Here is a 17092-nt window from a genome sequence, read left to right as displayed (position 1 = left end):
TTCGTGGGTTCACACGTCTTCGAGACGATGGGCACCGTCGTGTCCCTCGCCATCGCGGACGCACCCGGTGTCGCGGATGCCGTGACAGCGGTCACGCGGCACTTCAGCGCATTCGACGAGCGCTTCAGCCTCTACGCTGTGGATTCCGAACTCTCCCGCGTGGCGAGCGGGCAGCTAGCACTGACCGCATCGAGCGACGAGTTGAGGTCGACCTATGCCTCCGCCCTTCGGTGGCGGGACGACACCGGCGGAGCATTCACCCCTCACCGTCCCGATGGCGTCATCGACCTGAACGGCACAGTCAAGGCACTGGCGATGCAGGCGGCGGCGGACGAACTGCTCGACCGGGGGTTCTCGGACTGGTGCCTGAATGCGGGCGGCGATGTGCTCTGCGCGGGCAATCAACCGGACGGCTCGCCCTGGCGAGTCGGTGTGGTCGATCCCGCTGACCGCAACGCTCTCCTCTTCAGCATCCCGGTTGACGGCAGCCGCCATGCCGTCGCCACCTCCGGGAGCGCGGAACGCGGCGATCACATCTGGACAGCCACCGCGATCGACCGGAGCTATCTCCAGGTGACTGTCGTGGCCGACGACATCGAGACGGCCGACGTACTCGCCACCGCCATCATCGCTGGAGGACCGGACGCCCTCGCCTCGTTCGTCGAGCGCTGGTCGATCGATGTGCTCACTGTCGCCCGCGACGGTTCGCTCGCCGCAACCCCGGGCCTCAGTGCCGCTCTCGAGCGGCTTGAGCCGGGAATTTCCTGACACTGAGGTGTCTCACTGATTGAGCAGCTAGATACCTAAGTGAGAACAGCTAGGATATCCAGTGCGCCTTGGGCGGCGCCGCTGGAGGCCGTTCGGGATGGCCTCCAGCACCCCCCTCAGCGAGGCTCAGCTCAGCTCAGCTCAGTTCACCAGAAGCGGTGTCTGCTCACAGGCCGTACTCGAATTCGAAGGCAGCGTCTGCCTCGAGGCCGGAGACTCCGCCGGAGCTTCTGGGTGAGTCCTGATCGCTGAGCACGTCATCCCACTCGCTCCACTCGACCCCGGTGCCGTCCGTCTGGGTGAGCCCGACCTCCCGGTGCTCACGGATCAGGGCTCGCGCCATGGTCTGGGCGTGCCGGGCGGCACGGAGATCCCCCTCGGCTGCCGCGATGATCGAGCCCTTCATCAGGATGTGCCAGGAGCGTGCAAACTGGTCAGGCTCTGGCAGTCCCATCTCCTCGGCGAGGGCCGTCACGATCTGGCGACTCTGCCCGAGATATTCGATGCAGGCCTTGCCGAGCGGATGCTTCGCACCCATCTCGAGCATGACGCTGATGAACGAGCACGCCTCGAAGTCCTCGCGATGAAACCATTCGTCGAACACGTCGAAGATGGCGAGAAGTCGTTCCTCCGCGGTGTTTCCGCGCGCACGCGCTCCGGCTTCGACGGTGCCGACGGTCCAGTCACGGGCGTGTCGAGCGAGGAACTCAGCGGCGGCCTCATCCCGGGAGGCGTACACCGAGGCGAGCTCGTCTGCGTCGACACCCGCGGCGCGCTCGATGTCATGCAGGCTGACATCCCGCACTCCTCGACGGATGAACAGGGGGTAGGCCGCATCGCTGAGGCGTTCTCGCAGTGATGTGCTCAGCGCAACCTCTCTCGCGTCCAGCGCGAGTTCAGCGGGCCGCCTCAGGGTCGCGGCGGGAGTGTCCTCTGACGAAAGCATCGGATTCCTTTCGATCGCCGCGAGCCGGCGGCGCATACACATCTCAAAGTACAAGCCATTCAGCGTATGAAATACTAGACCTTGACAAACGTACACTTCGAGTTGCGCCCGGGAGCATCCGGATCTGACGACTCGATAGATAGGGGTTCTCATGTACAAGCAGTTCGGGTCCGCCCATACGCTCGACGGATTCCCCGCCGCCGCGCTCGTTTTTCTGCGAGCGCTCGACAGCAACCGCCACCGCATCTCGCGTGAGGCCGGCGTGACCGGCAGTGAGCTTCGTGCCCTGTCCCGGGTGGCCGAGGCGGGGAGCGTGACCCCGAAAGAGCTCGCTGAGTCGATGGAGATGACCACCGGCGCCGTCACGGCGATCTCCACCCGGCTCGTCGAGGCGCAACTGATGCGCCGGGTCGACCATCCGAGCGATCGGCGCAGCCTGTTCCTCGAGCTCACCCCCGCTGCGGACGAACTCATGAAACAGCACTACCGCGAGTTCGAAAGCTCGATCGGAATCGCCACCGAAGGTCTCAAGGAGGAAGACCTCCGCGCCTGTTCGGCGCTGCTCCTGTCGGTTGCGGAGCAACTCGCCTCCATCGAGGCCGTGGCCTCCTAGCTGAGGGCCTCGCCGGAGCGGGGGCGCCGCTGAGGCAGTCGGGGGTCTTTAGTCCCGGGGCAGAGCTGTCACCCTCGGCATCCTGAGTACACGCTCCCGTCAGCCAGGCGGATGCCCGCTGCGGAAGGATCGTCCGGCAATGCCCGAGAGAATCATCCTTGCCATCGACGGTGGGATCGCGAGTGCGGTGGCCCTCGAGTGGACGCTCGCCCGAGCGTCGACCACCGCGGTGGACGTGCGGCTGGTCACGATCGACGAGTCCGGCACCTCCCGCAGGAATTCGCTCACACAACTTCAGGCGGCGCAGGCCCTCGGGAGGGCCGCGGCCCGCTTTTCGGCGGTGGCACCGCGAGGGAAGGTCGAGATGGCGTTGCTCCGGGGAGATGCCGTCGACCGGCTCGCTCGCGAATCGAAGAGCGCCGATCTCATGGTCATCGGATCTCACGAGGTCGGACGGCTTGCCGGGCTGTTGGGCGCCACAGTGCCACTGGCGATCGCAGCTCGCAGCGCGTGTCCCGTGATCATCGTTCCGGTCGGCTGGCGCCCCTCGACCGGTCCGGTGGTGGTCGGAGTCGATGAACCCACCTCCGAGAGAGCCCAGGAGTTCGCCGCCGCTGAGGCCGAACGTCTCGGCCGGGAGCTGCTGATGGTGCGCGCGTGGGAGCTGCCGCCGATGGTGACCCCTCAACTGCTGGGGGCGGGCACCGTCGAGCAGGCGATCCACGAAGCACATGCCGAACTGCTCGCCTCCGCTGCATCCTCCGTCGCGAGCCGCCACGGGACGCTCTCGCTGCGGCAGAAACTCAGCTATGCGACCCCGTCCCTTGCGCTCCAGGGTGGCGCGCAGAAGATGGAACTCGTCGTGGTTGGCACTCATCATCGTCACGGGCTGGCAGAGTGGATGCTGGGCTCGGTCGGTCATGAACTGGTGATGCACCTGCAGTGCCCGATCGCGATCGTGCCCCCTGCTGTGCTCCCGGCCGTCGCCTGAATCCGCTTCGACTTCACTTCCGAAAGGTCACCATGGACACCCTGTTCAATGTTCTCCACGTCGTCTCCGCCGTCTTCATCATCGGTCCGATGGCGATTCTGCCGATGACTGCCATGCGTGCGGCCCGCGCCGGGAACGGGGCGCAGGTGCAGTCTCTGGCCCGCGCGACATCCACCTTCACGCTGCTCTCGCTCATCGTGTTCGTGCTCGGTTTCGCCGTGCTGGGGATGAGCGATCCGAAGGATCACTTCAGCTTCGCGTCGGGCTGGATCATCGGCTCGATCGTGCTGTACGTGCTCGCCCTCGGGATCAACCTCTTCGTCACCGTTCCGGCGATGAAACGAGTCGCCGCCGGCGTCTCAGAGGCGAGCGGCTCTGACGGCGCAGTCCCTTCCGGTCGTCCCGCCGGCTACGGTGCGATCGCCGGTGGCTCCGGCCTCGCGAGCCTGCTGCTGGTCGCCGTGGTGGTGCTGATGGTCTGGAGGCCCTAGGACCGTCTCCTGCTGCACCCCGCGGCCGGCCGGCGACGGGGGGCTACGGGAGTCAGGCCGCGCGAAGGCCGCGGCGCAGGATGTGGCGCACGGCGGACCTCCAGGTCTCGAACCGCTCCCGCTCCCCGTTCTCGTCGTCGACGACCGCGAACCCCGCATCCTCGCTGACGAACTCCCCCACGAGCGATCCGGAGGATTCGAGAAGGGACCAGCTCCCGCCATCCTGCACGGCGATGGCGTGGCGCAGGTTTCCGCTCCAGAAGGTGACCGGGGGCTCCCCGAGGGCGGGAAGCTCGCTGATCTCGCTCAACTGGGCCTGGTGTGAATAGCGCATGGAATTCCTCCGCCGGTGCGACAAGTGGTGTGCGCGATTCGTGCGCTGCTCACCAGCAAACCCCCTGCGGACGCCGCCGTCAAAGGGCTTGCGTACGAGGCCGGGACGTGCAGGGGATGTCGCCCACCCGAGAAGAGTGTGAAGGCTAGAGAGTGGCAACCGCATTCTCGCGGTACGACGCGCTCACCATGATCGGCATGTGGTCGGATGCCCCGCGCTGCAGAGTCTCGACATTGTCGATGCCCAGGCCAACGGAGGTCGCGAAGTCGAAGTGACCGCGGAAGAACTTGTACCGCGTATAGGTGCGGCGATCGCTGAGGGACAGGTCATAGCCCGATTCATTCACCTTCTGGGTGAGTGAGTTAGTGAACAGCGGATAGTTGTAGTCGCCGACCATCAGGGTGGGAAGACCGTGTCCGAGGGTGAGCAGCAGCTCGTGAGCCGCACGAATCTGCTCCCGGCGCAGCGAATTGCGCGCGGTGAGCGGAGCGGCGTGGAACGAGGCCACCACGAGCTCACGATCGGTCTCGTGGTCGACCAACCGCGTGCCGATCAGCCTTTCGTGCGCGGGCTTCAGCACCATGTCGTGCAGGGACTTCTTGAGCGAGAAGGCCTGGGTCTCGAGCGCGCTGAAACGGTCGGTGCGGAAATAGACCGCGAGGCCGAGCCTGTTGCGCTTGGTGGAATCCGCAAGATGGAGGTGTCCGACATCCGCGGGCAGGTCCGTGGTGTCGCATTCCTGCAGGCACAGAACATCCGGGTTGAACCTCTGCACGAGCTCCACGAGCTCGCCGCTGGCGTGGTTCTTTCGCAGGTTGTAACTGATGACTCTGATCACTGGGATCCCGCTCGACTCGCCCATAGGGCACACCGGTCGGAGGCCACCGCAAAAGCCTACGGTGGCCCACGGCATCCGCACGACATTCCTCGCCTGTGAGAATTCTGGATCGGGCCCTCTCGTGCGGCGACAATTCCGCAATGGGGGCTAGTAATCGCCCTCGCCCTGTCTATCGTGGGAGTGCGACAGTGTCGACGCGGTCGTAGAAGGAGAATGCCTATGAGCGGTCCATCAACCGATCACGCGAAAGCCGATGCGGTCTACGGCGACGGCGAGATGCCCGCCGACGCAGACCTCGTGGCTCCCGGCTCAGAGCAGGGAGACAGCGCTCACGGCAATGACGACGACACCACCCCAGAGGACAGCGGAGGAAGAATGACTGACAACGCAGGAGACGCTCGCGACGAACACGAGCCGGACGGCAAGTTCACCGACGAAGAGTTCGCGGACGGATCGCACACCTCGGATCGCTCGGAGTCATCCGAGCACGAGGGCGAGTACACCGATTCGGAGCTCTCCGAGACCGAAAAGGACCGCACCGAACGTCACGACTGATTCGGCAGCAGCAGAGTCGAACAGAGGGTGCCCCGGCCGACCGCCGGGGCACCTTTGCTGTTGTGGCCCATCCTCAGGGCCGAAGGGCAGGTGTCGCCTGCCCCGGGGACTCCACGAGGGTGATGAACGCGCTCAGCTGGGCCAGCGCCGTGATGCTGGTGGGCAGCGCTTCGGTGATCCCGGGCGAATAGACGAGCCAGGCCGCCCACTGGGCTCGCGAGATCGCGACATTCAGTCGGTTGGCGAGAAGCAGGAACTCGAGCCCGCGCGGCACATCGGCAGCAGAGGACGCCGCGAGCGAGACGATCGCGACGGCCGCCTCCCTGCCCTGGAACCGGTCGACGGTGCCCACCGCCACCGCCTCTAAGCCCGCCGCGTCGAGCGTCTCGCGCAGCAGCTGGACGTGCGCGTTGTATGGCGCAACCACGATGACGTCGTCCGGCCTGAGCGGTGCGGTGGTCCCTGCCGAGGTCCAGGCGCGTCCCACCATGTCCCGCACGATCGCGAGCACGGCGGCCGCCTCCTCTGGAGACGATGTCGAATTGTCGTGAGCCATGACCGGCACCGGATGCAGCCCGGGCGCGACGCCGGCGAGACTTCGGTCCGAGGGATACGAGTGCAGTCTGCCCTCATAGGACAGCCTCGACACGGGCGCGCACACGGCCGGATGCATGCGGTGACTCACGTCGAGGAAGAAGCCGAACTCGGGCGGCAGCACGTCGTGCCCGTCGCTCAACCACCCCAGGGCCGAGACATCCACCGGCTCCGGATGCGTGCCCTGGCTCACCTGCGGCAGCTGCTGCGGATCGCCGAGCAACAGCAGTCGTGTGGCGCTGACGGACGCCGCGATCGTGGCAGCAAGGGAGTACTGCCCGGCCTCGTCGATCACCAGAAGGTCGAGCGAGTCGCGGGGCACGCGCCCCGCGTTGCTGAACAGCCAGGCGGTGCCGCCGAGGACGAAGCCCGGTTGTGCGGTGAAGTCGCCGAGCGATTGGTCGGTCAGGGGCGTCCAGGCGGTCCGCTCGGTCTCAGCACCCGGTCGCGGTTTCTTGCCGACAAGAGAGGGCTCGAGCCCGGCGGCGACCACCGCGCTGAGCATGTTCTCCACCGTTGCATGGGACTGTGCCACGACGCCGATGCGCCAGCCGTGGTTCTGCACCAGGTCGGCCACGACCCGCGCGCCGTTCCAGGTCTTCCCCGTGCCGGGTGGCCCCTGCACCGCGAGGTAGGAGTGATCGAGCCCGAGAAGGGAATCCCGCATCCGTTCGGCGATCGTTCCGCCCGTGTCGGTCTCGGCGTCGCCCAGGCCGCGAGGCGGAATCCGGCGGAGGATATCGAGGGCCGCGTTCGGAATCATCTCCGGATAGGCATCGAGCACCGCACGACCCCACTCGGAGATCGCGGTGACCTGGGTGCCAGGATTCGGCGGCGAGCCGGGGGTGAGCGCGAGCGGCACCTCGTCGTAGGGCGGAGCTCCGGATGCCAGCCTTTCGGTCAGCAGCAGAGAGCCGTCGTCCGCTGTAACGATAGCGGAGCGACAGTGGGCGACCCGGGTGGCGGGATCGCGACCGGCCGCGATCGGCGGGAACGGCGGGTCGTAGACCACCCACGGGGCATCCGCTGCGCCGAAGGAGCTTCCGGGGGCCGCGGTTCCGGTGAGCCGAAGCACGCGGGATTGGTTTCGGGCACGCCCGTCGATCCCCCAGCGACGCACGATCTCCGCACCCTCCACGACGAAGACATTGCGCGTGTCGGCCCACTCCTCGACCGGTGCGACGAGTCGGGAGAAGTGATCCCACCAGAAACTCTTGCCTTCGCGGCGATGGTAGTCGATGGCGGCGGAGGCGAGCGCGAGAGCCGTCTGATCGGCCGAGCGCTCCCCCGGGGGAAACTCCGCGACTATGGCGGAGAGTTCGACGTAGACCGGATCGCGCTCGGGAAGGGGTACGTCGAGCACGAGCTCGTCCCGGCTTGCCGGGGACACCGCGTTCTCCGCCGCCCGGTCGAGCAGCCAGTCGCGCAGGGCGAGGGTCGAGACGCAGTCGTACTCGTTGTAGCTCGCGATCTCCGCGAGAACGCGTGCCGCCCCGTCCGCATCGCCGGCATTGAGAAGCTCGCGCGAGCGCACATACTCGGTGATCGAATCGGCGGCATTGGCGACGCCGGTGCGGGCGCGCGACCCCATGTAGAGCGGTTCAAGCTTCTTGAGCGAGTAGCTGCGGCTTCCCACCCGCATCGACTGCTTCACTATCGGGTAGAGGTCGACGAGCACCCCGTTTCGCAGAAGGTCGTCCACGGCCTCCTCGCCTACCCCGTGCCGTGCCGCGATCCCCAGCAGGTGGGTGCGCTCGTACGACGCGTAGTGATAGATGTGCATCGCCGGATGCCTGCGCCGTCGCTCCCCCACGTAGTCGAGGAAGTCGAGCAGAGCCTTCTTCTCCCCGGCAAGGTCGTGGGCCCAGAACGACCGGAACGTCTCATCGGCCTCGACGAGCCCGAAGAGGTAGTCGAGCCCCCATTCGGTGCCCTCCTGGTGCAATGGATCGCCCTCGAAGTCGAAGAAGATGTCTCCCGGGTCCGAAACGGGAATCGCGGAGAGGGCGCTGGGAGCGACGACCCGCCAGGCCAGGCCAGGCGAGAGCTGCACGAGGGCCTGCTCGCGGAGGGCGGCCAGAGTCGCGTCGGAGAGCCCGGGCACGGGCCCAGTTGCGCCGGCCAGCAGCTCGATGGTGTCGATCCCCGACTCGATCAACCGGGCGCGCTGGGTGACGCGGAGGCCCGCCACGAGCAGGAGATCCCGGTGCAGTTGCACCTGCTCTTCGCAGACCGCGCAGCGCCCGCAGGCGACGTACCGGGGGTCGCCCCACTCCGTGGCCGCGGTGTCGGCCAGCCGCTCGTCGACCAACTGTTCGAGGCGCGCGCGTCGATGCCGGTACACCGGCAGGATGTCGGCGAGACGGTGTTCGCTCACGCTGTCGTCGCCGAGGATCAGCGAGACCCGATCGGCGGTCGGGATACCGAGCCGCTGGAGTTGCTCGCCATAGGCCGCCAGCTGCAAGAGCGCGGTGATCTTGGCGTGCCGGGCCAGTTTGGTGTCGTACACCTCGTACGCGCCGGACGAGTTGCGGATGATGAAGTCCGCGTAGCCGAGAAACCGTCCGTCGAAGAATGCGGCCTGGTACACCGCCGGGGCCCCGGCCTCGAAGGCGGCGGTGGTGAGCTCGACCACCTGTGCCGGATCCGTCGGGCGTTCGGGCCGGGGAATCTCCACCACCGTCGTCTCTGTTCGGAGGCGCTCGAGAAAACGTTCCTCGTGCCGGTCGCCGAGGCGCGCGGCCCGCTCGAGCATGTCGTCGGTCGTCGCGGGGGGCGCAGCGATGCGCCCGAGGCGAGCATCGAGCTTGCGCAGCACCGCCCATTCGCAGCCGGCTGTCGCAGTGAGGTCGGAGGCCGAATAGACGACGGTGCCATCATCGAGCAGGAACATTCCGTGTCCTCCGGATCAGCATGGGGTCACCCTGCGGTGACCGGGTCGGAACTTCACCAGTGTGCCTCACCCCGGTGACAGCAACGCGCGCCCAATCGCGGTTTCCCGATCGAGCAACCAGAGTCGCCGACGCTCGATCACGTCGCCGACGCCCTCCTGCCACATGCGGGCCCAGCCTCCGCCCGACTCGGCGCGCAGCCTCATCCGCCGCCAGCTCAGGGCGGCGCGACCGGCCGCGAAACGGGCAAACATTCTGCGCTCGGAAGTGGTCCAGGCCGAGGCATCCGCGAATATCTTCAGGCGAGCGAGCTGGTCGAGACCGCGGGATGACGCGGGGAGGTCGACCGGGTCGCGGAGCGGCACCCAGTGCATCGCCGTGTTCACCGAATCGATGAACCGGGTGCTCGGTCCGGCGAGGTCGAAGTCGACGAGCCCGACCGCGCGACCGTCGCGAACCACGACATTCTGCGGGGTCACATCCAGGTGGGTCACCAGCTCGAACGGATCCTGCGCGATCTCTCGGGGTGGAAACGGCTCGGTGATCGGCTCGAATGCGGCAGACGCGTGGTGAAGGGCAGTGACGAGCAGGGCAACTGATTCGAGCAGCGCATCCGTGAGCACCCAGGGCTCGAGCTCCGCCCCGGCCACGTCCCCGGGGATGAAGCTCAGCGTGTCACGCCCTTCGGGATCGAGCCCCAGAAAACGGGGACTCGCGGGCAGGCCGTCGATGGTGAACCCCACAGACGCGAGGTGGTCAAGGTAGGTCGCGACGGCCCAGGACTGCTCCTGGTGAGGCCGGCGCACCGTCTCTCCGATGCGGATGACCCCGACCGTGACATCGCCGGCGGGCAGCTCGACGACCTCGCCCCTGCCATCGTCGAGGTACTTTCTCGCCCTCACCGCGCCGTTGGGAACCATCACGATGCAACCTACCAGTGGCCCGGCTGCACGGCGCAGAACCCCGCGTACTGGGGTACATCGCAGCCTAGATCGCCGGGACCCCCGCTTATAAAATCAGAGCCTGCCCAGTCCAGGCGGGTCTACCCGGGGGAATCATCGTGTCACTCACTCTGCAATCGGATACCGAGGCGCAGCCCGCTGCGCCGTCTCGAAGAAGCGCGCTTCACGGAGTGGGGAAGGTGCCCACCGGGCAGCGAGAAGACACGGTCGCTTCGGCGATATCCGAGATCGCCCCCGGATGGTACGCCGACCCCATGGGCTCGGCCCTGTCTCGCTGGTGGGATGGCACCGCGTGGACGGCGGAATTGAGTGCCGAAGCTCCCACGGAACCCGGCAATGCCGAATCGACCAGCGCCGGCGATTCGATGACCGCCGAAGGCATCGGTGTGCCCGCCACCGCGGACCCGGCGACTGTGGTCCCGCCCGTGGTGCCGGTGACTCCCCCCGCTGCGCCGGCGGATGCCTCCGCTGCGCCCCTCAGTCGCCGACAGCTCCGCGAGCTCGTCGGACCGCTCACCACGGGCCCGGTTCCGACGGATGCCGCGCAGGCCGCCCCCGTTCCGGTTCCCGCCGCGGAGGTCGCCGGTGTTCCCGGCCCCGCTCCAGAGGCTGCGCCTCAGTCGCCTGCGGCATTCGGCGCAGGCGTCCCCACCGAAGCTGCAGCGCCCTCGCCCTTCGATGCTCTCTTTGCGTCGTCCCCCGCCGAGCGGGAATCGGCGGAGTCGGCGACCGTCGACGCAACCGCCTTCCTCGGCACGACTCCCGTGTCCGACTCCTCGGTCGCGCGCCCCTGGATCGCCGCCGCTGCGCCCCGGGTGCCCGCGGCATCCGTCCCCGTTGCGGTGGCGGTACAGCCCACTCCGACAATGCGCGCCGAGGTGCCCCCTGCGGGCGTGGCCGAATCGGCCGCGCCGTCGTTCTCCGCCGCACCCCTGGGATTCCTTCTCCCGCCAGATCCCTTCGCCACCGCCGCCGCAACGGGTGGGGCGGAGCCCGTCGTCATGACCTCCGCGTTCGTAATGCCCGTGGTGCCGACCATCGTGCCGACTCTCGCCAAGCCGACGCGGTCGAACACGGCGGCCGTCTGGCTCTTCGTGCTTCTGCCCATCCTCCACGTCGCCCTTGTCTGGTGCGTGCTCGTCTGGCTGGATCTCGGGGGTGACCCCCTGGTGCGCTATACGGTGCTCGCCGCCCCGTTGCTCCTGTATCTGGTCTTCGCCTTCGCCGATCGTCGCGTGCTCCGCTCGCGCGGCTTCGAGCGCCCGGCCTCTGTGGTCCTCGCTCTCATCCCTCCCGTCTACCTCCTGGTGCGGGCCATCCGTGTGGGGGCTGCGGGAGTGTTGCCCCTTCTGCTCTGGCTGCTGCTCCAGACCGCGGCGTACTCCTTCGTGCTCCTGCAGTTTCCGGCGGTATTCGCTCTTGCGCCACTCACCCCTGCCGCCGACTCCGCGCCGGTGGCCGTCGTCAGCGGTCCGATCACCGATGCCCAGCGCGCCGCAGAGCTGACCCCGACGGGAATGGCCGCCGAGCTCACCCGCCAGACCCTGGCGAAGAACCTCACGTTCTCCTCGATCAGCTGTCCGCCGATCCCGGACACCCTCGACGGAACCACCGTCACGTGTGTCGGCAGCATCGATTCGGTGAAGATGAATCTCGCTGTGGTCATCGACTCCACATTGCCGAATTCCGCCTTCGCTCTCGTGAGCGAAGCGCCGGCCAGCTGAGCGTGCCCGAAAGAGGTACGGGGTGGTGAACCGTCGTGGATGACGACGGGCTCGTGGTCGCTCCTCCGGGTTGGTTCGCCGATCCGGTCGGACTGAGCGACCTTCGCTGGTGGAGCGGGGCGGAGTGGACGGCACACGTGGCGCCGAGCCCCGCGATGCATCCCGCGGATATCCCGCGCCCCGGCACGGTGCTCGGCAACATCGCGCTGGTTCACGGATCGACTCCGGTGCCGCATCCCGGGTCGTTCGTGCCCGCCCAGCCCGTCACACCGCCCTTTTCCCTCTTCGCGGAGACCCCGGCCGAACAGAGACGATCCGCCGTCCCCGCGGCCACCACGGCGGCGATGACCGGTCCAAGCAGCTGGAACACCGGCGGGGCTTGGGCGCTCAGCGCCACCCCGCTGGTCGGAGTGGTCAGCGGTGTCGGGGCGGTGTTCGCGAGCACCGTCGTGCCGGGGGCGTGGTTGTGGTCCCTCCCGATCGCCCTGTTGCCTCTTCTGTGGACGATCGGCGCGGCCACCCGGGATCGCATCACTCTCGAGGCCCTCGGCTACAACCGCCTCCCCAGTCGGTGGTGGTTGCTCCTCGGCCCGCTCGGCTACCTCATCGCTCGCACCGTCTTCGTTCGACGGCAATCCGGACGCGGATCCGCCCCGCTCTGGTGTTACTGCGCAATCTCCCTGGTACTCAGCGCGGTGGTCATCGTGGTGGGGATCCAGGTATTCGCGCGAATATATGCGGCCCTTCCCACCGGGTGACCACTTCGCACCGGTGACGGGTGCCTCGATCAGACGAAGCGGATGCCGGCCTGCAGTCGCGTGCGCACGTCGAAGAGCTCGTTGCCCCCGATCAGTCGCGCGCCTGGGACTCCGTCGCGCAGAAGCGCCGGGAGCATCGATTGGCGCGCGATCACCGTCGTGGCGCCGCGGATGGTGCCGAGCACAGTGAAGGACTCGTCGAGGGCATCGTCGGGAAGCACGATGAGCAGGGCGGTGAACTTCACCCGGGTCTCCCGGGACACGATCTTGGCGCGCGCTCCGAGGTCGTGCATCGGTCGTGCCTCGCCGAGCGGCTTGCCCAGGAGTTCGCCACGGCGACTCTTCACCGGCTCGCCGTAGTCCTCGGAAAGTATCGCGAACAGTCCGGTCGGGCCGAGCACGACGTGGTCGATCTTCTCTTCTGGCGCCCCGGCGCTCACGTCATGCCACACGGTGAAGCCGATGCCGAGCTCGGCAAGGGTGCGAGCGGTGGCTTCCTCGGCGAGGGCATCCGCGAGCAGATGGCGGAGGTCCATGGGCGCCGATCTCACCAGGGCGGGGTCGTAGGGGTCGTCCAGCGGCTCCCCGCGGCCGACCCATTCGCGCATCAGCACCAGGTAGCGTTCGCGTCTCCAGCCGCCCGGATGTCCGTAGGAGCGCGCCCGCGGGCGCGTGTCGGCCTGTTTGGGCCTCGCCTGCGGAGCCCAGGTGAACGGAGTCTCGTCGTCTCTCGTGGCGGGACGTCCGCGGTCATAGGCCGCTCGGTCATCCGGGTCGCCGACGCGCTCCCAGGCGACCTGCACGGCGGTGAAGCGCGCGGCGTCGCCCCCGGTGTCGGGATGGGTCTCCCGCATCAGACGGCGGTAGGCGCGGCGCAGGTCGTCCTGGCTCGCCGTCGAACTCACGCCGAGCACCTCGTAGGGGGTGGCGGAGATCGGACTGTCGGGCATGACGCGCTTTCCGTTGGGACGTTCGTGTCGGAAGAGGGACGCTCATCAGGAGCGCACCACTTCACGACGATAGCGAAAGCTGGCTGGGATCGGCGTGAAGGGACCCTTGGGGAGCGCTGGGCGGTCGCCTCTGCAGGTGCCGCGGACCAATCCCTCACCCCATTCCCAGCTTCGCGCGAGGGGAATACCCTGCTCGGGCCGATAGGTTGCTCAGTTATGACCCTCAGCGACAGCGCCCTCGGAACCATCCCGCTCACCACGATCGATGGGAGCACGACCACCCTGTCCGATCTCGGAGATAAGGTCTATCTCGTGGTGAACGTCGCGTCGCGATGCGGGCTCGCCCCCCAGTACAAGAAACTCGAAGATCTTCAGAAGACCTACGGCGAACGGGGTTTCAGCGTGCTCGGCTTCCCGAGCAACCAGTTCTTGCAGGAGCTCGGCACCGAGGATGCGATCAAGGAATATTGCTCCACCACGTGGGGAGTGACCTTTCCGATGTTCGAGAAGACCCGTGTGAACGGCAAGAATGCTCACCCGCTGTACGCCGAGTTGACGAAGAGTTCCGACTCTGCGGGTAAGGCGGGCAAGGTGAAGTGGAACTTCGAGAAGTTCGTGATCACTCGGGACGGCGAAGTCCACCGCTTCCGCCCGACGACGGAACCGGATGCCCCGGAGATCGTGAATCTCATCGAGGCATCCCTCCCCACCGCCCAGTAATCGCACGCGAGCGGGCCGCACCGGCACCGCGGACTGTTCCGACACCGCGGACTGTGTCATGACCCGCGCGCCCGTACGGGGAAACTCTTACGACGGGGCTCCGGCGTCTCTTGCGGCCCCCGCGTCCCTCTTCTCAGCGGCCGAATCCCAGCGAAAATCGTCCGCAGCGAACCAGCGCACCCCGCGGTTGTGGCTGACGAGGGTGGCCCGCACGGGCAGTCCCGCCCCGGCGAAGCCCTCGCCGAGGGCGCGCGCCCACGCCTTGTCAGCGGAGCTGAACTGAGGCCCGGCATACCGTTCGAGAACGACGATCACCGATCGGGCACCGAGATGTTCGACCCCCTGGGCGACGGTGTCGGCTAGTCGAGATGTCGCGGTATCCGGAAGCAGTGGCGGGTCGGCGACCGGGATGATCAGGGGCAACTGAACCTCATCGTCGTCAAGGAACAGGAACCAGACTTGTCGTCGGCACGCGCGGCCGACGAGGTCGGACACCCTGCTGTGGATGAGCTCATCGCTCGTGAGGGGCTGAGTGACGGTGTCTTCGTAGTGGGGTTTCATCGCCTCAGGATGATCCGGTGCCGGCCTCGAAGGCAGCTGCCTCGGTAATCCGGGGAGCGGTGAGGCGACTCTCCGGCGGTGGAGGAGGAGTGCCGCCCCTCCTCCCCATCGCCGATCACGCCCTGATTCCGCAGGGGTATCGGGGGCCGAGCGCCCCCCTGTCACCCGGGCCTGTCAAGCTGGCTCGATGACCGACAGCCGCGCTCCCGCCCTCGCCATCCTGCGCACCCTCGTGGGGCGTGATGATGCCGTGTTCCATGAGGGCCAGTTCGAAGCGATCGAGACGCTTGTGGACCGTCGTCGCCGCGCCCTCGTCGTGCAGCGCACCGGCTGGGGCAAATCCGCCGTGTATTTCGTGGCGACCCTGCTCCTTCGGCAGCGGGGTGCCGGCCCGACCATTCTGATCTCCCCTCTGCTCGCGCTGATGCGCGATCAGGTCGCAGCGGCGGCTCGCGCGGGGGTCAGAGCGGTCGCCATCAATTCTTCGAACGCGCACGAATGGGCTGAGGTGCTCGAGCGCCTGCGGTCCGACGAGGTGGATGTGTTGCTCGTCTCCCCCGAGCGGCTCAACAATCCCTCCTTCCGCGACGAGCAATTGCCCACGCTGATTGCCCGCGCCGGGCTTCTGGTGGTGGACGAGGCTCACTGCATCTCGGACTGGGGGCACGACTTCCGACCCGACTACCGCCGGTTGCGCGACCTCATCGCTCAGCTTCCGGCAGGAATCCCTGTGCTCGCGACCACGGCGACGGCCAACAGCCGGGTGGTGGCGGATGTCGCGGAGCAGCTCGGCGACACCGCCGGGTCGGTCGACTCGGAGGTCTCCACCATCCGGGGTCCGCTCGCCCGGGCCTCCCTGCGTCTCGGCGTGCTGAGACTTCCGGATTCGAAAGCCCGGCTGGCCTGGGTGCTGAGCCACCTCTCGCAACTTCCCGGAAGCGGCATCATCTACGCCCTCACCGTCTCGGCGGCGGAGGACACGGCCCGTCTGCTGCGCGAGGCCGGCCACGAGGTGCATGCCTACACCGGTCGCACCGACACGGCCGAGCGGGAGCAGCTCGAGCGGCGCCTCAAGTCGAACGAGGTAAAGGCACTGGTCGCCACCAGCGCGCTCGGGATGGGCTTCGACAAACCCGACCTCGGGTTCGTCCTCCACCTCGGTGCTCCGTCCTCGCCGGTTGCCTACTACCAGCAGGTCGGCCGGGCGGGTCGCGCAACCGAGAACGCCGACGTGCTTCTTTTGCCCGGCACGGAAGATGAGGCGATCTGGAACTATTTCGCCACCTCGTCAATGCCCGTCGAACACAAGGCCCTCGCGGTCATCGATGCGCTCGGCAGCTCGCCGCTGTCGACTGCGGCGATCGAGTCCCGGGTGGACCTTCGGCGTACCCCCCTCGAATTGCTGCTCAAGGTGCTCGATGTCGATGGTGCCGTACGTCGCGTCTCCGGCGGCTGGGTGGCCACCGGTGCCCGCTGGACCTACGATTCCGAGCGCTACGAGCGAATCGCCGCCGCGCGGGCGGCGGAACAGCAGTCGATGCTGGACTACGAGACGACCCTCGGATGTCGCATGGAGTTCCTGCAGCGTGCCCTCGATGACGATACGGCGGTGCCCTGTGGACGATGCGACCGCTGCGCCGGCGCCTGGTACCCCACCGGGATCGAACCGGATGCCGTCGCGGCCGCCACGGCTTCGCTCGACCGGGTCGGTGTCGTGCTCGAACCCCGAGCCCAGTGGCCCGGCGGCATGGACCGGCTCGGCATCACGGCTCGCGGCAACATCGCGGTTTCGGAGCGCAACGAGCAGGGGCGGGCGCTGGCCCGACTCACCGACCTCGGCTGGGGCGGGGCGCTCAGAAACCTGTTCGCGCCGGCGACGCCCGACGCCCGAGCGAGCCCGGCGCTGGTCGCGGCGTGCGTGCGAGTGCTCGCCGACTGGGGGTGGCAGGAACGCCCGCTTGCCGTTGTCAGCATGCCCTCCCGCCACCATCCATTGCTCATCGATTCTGTGGCTGAGGCTCTCGCCGCAGCGGGAAAGTTGCCCTACCTCGGTTCGCTCGAACTGACCGGCGGCGGACCCTCGGGAGATCCCGGAGGCAACAGCGCCTATCGACTCGCGGGAGTCTGGGAGAGGTTCTCCCCGGCGAGACTCGCTCTTCCCGCGGGACCGGTGCTTCTGGTGGACGACCTGTCGGACAGCCGGTGGACGATCACGGTGGCCGGGCGCGAACTGCGGCGGGCGGGCGCCGCGTCCGTGCTGCCCTTCGTGCTCGCCCTGCGCGCGTGAGAATCGGCCGTGGAGCCGGGCAGAGCCGGGGCAGAGCAGAGCAGGGCAAAGCGAGGCAGAACTGGGTTTCGGGGTTCGGATGCACAGCTCCACAACACAGCTCTACCGC

Annotated in this window: 16 protein-coding genes; 9 read left to right on the top strand and 7 right to left on the bottom strand. The window is 67.7% G+C overall.

All coding sequences use genetic code 11. From position 1 onward, the window contains the following. Positions 1-3: 3 nt before the first annotated feature. A complete protein-coding gene (locus ABIB54_RS11050; protein ID WP_354575557.1) occupies positions 4-768 on the top strand; it encodes an FAD:protein FMN transferase in 765 nt (254 codons plus the stop codon). A 166-nt stretch (positions 769-934) separates the two neighbouring features. Here ABIB54_RS11050 and ABIB54_RS11045 read toward each other — a convergent pair whose 3' ends face one another. Continuing rightward, positions 935-1714: a TetR/AcrR family transcriptional regulator gene (locus ABIB54_RS11045; protein ID WP_354575556.1), complete on the bottom strand. Its 780-nt coding sequence runs from the start codon at positions 1712-1714 to the stop codon at positions 935-937. A gap of 151 nt (positions 1715-1865) precedes the next feature. Here ABIB54_RS11045 and ABIB54_RS11040 point away from each other — a divergent pair, with 151 nt between their 5' ends. From ABIB54_RS11040 to ABIB54_RS11030, 3 genes are all read left to right on the top strand, one after another. Then, entirely contained in the window at positions 1866-2327 is a 462-nt protein-coding gene (locus tag ABIB54_RS11040) for a MarR family winged helix-turn-helix transcriptional regulator (RefSeq protein ID WP_354575555.1), read from the top strand. Between the two features lie 139 nt (positions 2328-2466). Next, positions 2467-3318, top strand: a complete 852-nt coding sequence (locus tag ABIB54_RS11035) for a universal stress protein (RefSeq protein ID WP_354575554.1) — start codon at positions 2467-2469, stop codon at positions 3316-3318. Positions 3319-3350: 32 nt separating this feature from the next. After that, the gene (locus ABIB54_RS11030; RefSeq protein WP_354575553.1) at positions 3351-3809 is read left to right on the top strand and encodes a DUF2269 family protein; all 459 of its coding nucleotides are present in this window, start codon (positions 3351-3353) and stop codon (positions 3807-3809) included. 52 nt (positions 3810-3861) lie between these two features. Here ABIB54_RS11030 and ABIB54_RS11025 read toward each other — a convergent pair whose 3' ends face one another. Continuing rightward, positions 3862-4143, bottom strand: a complete 282-nt coding sequence (locus ABIB54_RS11025) for a hypothetical protein (protein ID WP_354575552.1) — start codon at positions 4141-4143, stop codon at positions 3862-3864. Positions 4144-4288: 145 nt separating this feature from the next. Then, positions 4289-4978, bottom strand: coding sequence for an endonuclease/exonuclease/phosphatase family protein (locus ABIB54_RS11020; RefSeq protein WP_354575603.1), 690 nt, complete (start codon positions 4976-4978; stop codon positions 4289-4291). A 222-nt stretch (positions 4979-5200) separates the two neighbouring features. Between ABIB54_RS11020 and ABIB54_RS11015 the strand changes: the two genes are divergently transcribed. Continuing rightward, positions 5201-5536: a hypothetical protein gene (locus tag ABIB54_RS11015; protein ID WP_354575551.1), complete on the top strand. Its 336-nt coding sequence runs from the start codon at positions 5201-5203 to the stop codon at positions 5534-5536. Positions 5537-5609: 73 nt separating this feature from the next. Here ABIB54_RS11015 and ABIB54_RS11010 read toward each other — a convergent pair whose 3' ends face one another. Both ABIB54_RS11010 and ABIB54_RS11005 read right to left on the bottom strand, forming a co-directional pair. Then, positions 5610-9023, bottom strand: coding sequence for a TM0106 family RecB-like putative nuclease (locus tag ABIB54_RS11010; RefSeq protein WP_354575550.1), 3414 nt, complete (start codon positions 9021-9023; stop codon positions 5610-5612). Between the two features lie 66 nt (positions 9024-9089). Beyond that, positions 9090-9941, bottom strand: coding sequence for a phosphotransferase (locus ABIB54_RS11005; RefSeq protein WP_354575602.1), 852 nt, complete (start codon positions 9939-9941; stop codon positions 9090-9092). Positions 9942-10081: 140 nt separating this feature from the next. Here ABIB54_RS11005 and ABIB54_RS11000 point away from each other — a divergent pair, with 140 nt between their 5' ends. Next, entirely contained in the window at positions 10082-11707 is a 1626-nt protein-coding gene (locus ABIB54_RS11000) for a DUF2510 domain-containing protein (RefSeq protein ID WP_354575549.1), read from the top strand. A gap of 35 nt (positions 11708-11742) precedes the next feature. Further along, entirely contained in the window at positions 11743-12465 is a 723-nt protein-coding gene (locus ABIB54_RS10995) for a DUF2510 domain-containing protein (protein ID WP_354575548.1), read from the top strand. 29 nt (positions 12466-12494) lie between these two features. On the opposite strand, the gene ABIB54_RS10990 is transcribed toward ABIB54_RS10995, so the two are convergent. Next, positions 12495-13415 carry a J domain-containing protein gene (locus ABIB54_RS10990; RefSeq protein WP_354575547.1) on the bottom strand — a complete coding sequence of 307 codons (921 nt, stop codon included), beginning with the start codon at positions 13413-13415 and terminating at the stop codon, positions 12495-12497. Between the two features lie 216 nt (positions 13416-13631). On the opposite strand from ABIB54_RS10990, the gene ABIB54_RS10985 reads away from it, so the two are divergent. Next, a complete protein-coding gene (locus tag ABIB54_RS10985) occupies positions 13632-14135 on the top strand; it encodes a glutathione peroxidase (RefSeq protein ID WP_354575546.1) in 504 nt (167 codons plus the stop codon). 87 nt (positions 14136-14222) lie between these two features. Here ABIB54_RS10985 and ABIB54_RS10980 read toward each other — a convergent pair whose 3' ends face one another. Continuing rightward, a complete protein-coding gene (locus tag ABIB54_RS10980; RefSeq protein WP_354575545.1) occupies positions 14223-14696 on the bottom strand; it encodes a hypothetical protein in 474 nt (157 codons plus the stop codon). A 187-nt stretch (positions 14697-14883) separates the two neighbouring features. On the opposite strand from ABIB54_RS10980, the gene ABIB54_RS10975 reads away from it, so the two are divergent. Continuing rightward, on the top strand, positions 14884-16983 hold the full coding sequence (locus ABIB54_RS10975; RefSeq protein ID WP_354575544.1) for a RecQ family ATP-dependent DNA helicase: 2100 nt from the start codon (positions 14884-14886) through the stop codon (positions 16981-16983). The last annotated feature ends 109 nt before the right edge of the window (positions 16984-17092 follow it).

The sequence above is a fragment of the Frigoribacterium sp. UYMn621 genome (genome assembly GCF_040549525.1).
Classification (GTDB): domain Bacteria; phylum Actinomycetota; class Actinomycetes; order Actinomycetales; family Microbacteriaceae; genus Lacisediminihabitans.
Note: the sequence above shows the minus strand (reverse complement) of the source record. Positions and strands in the feature narration are given on the sequence as shown.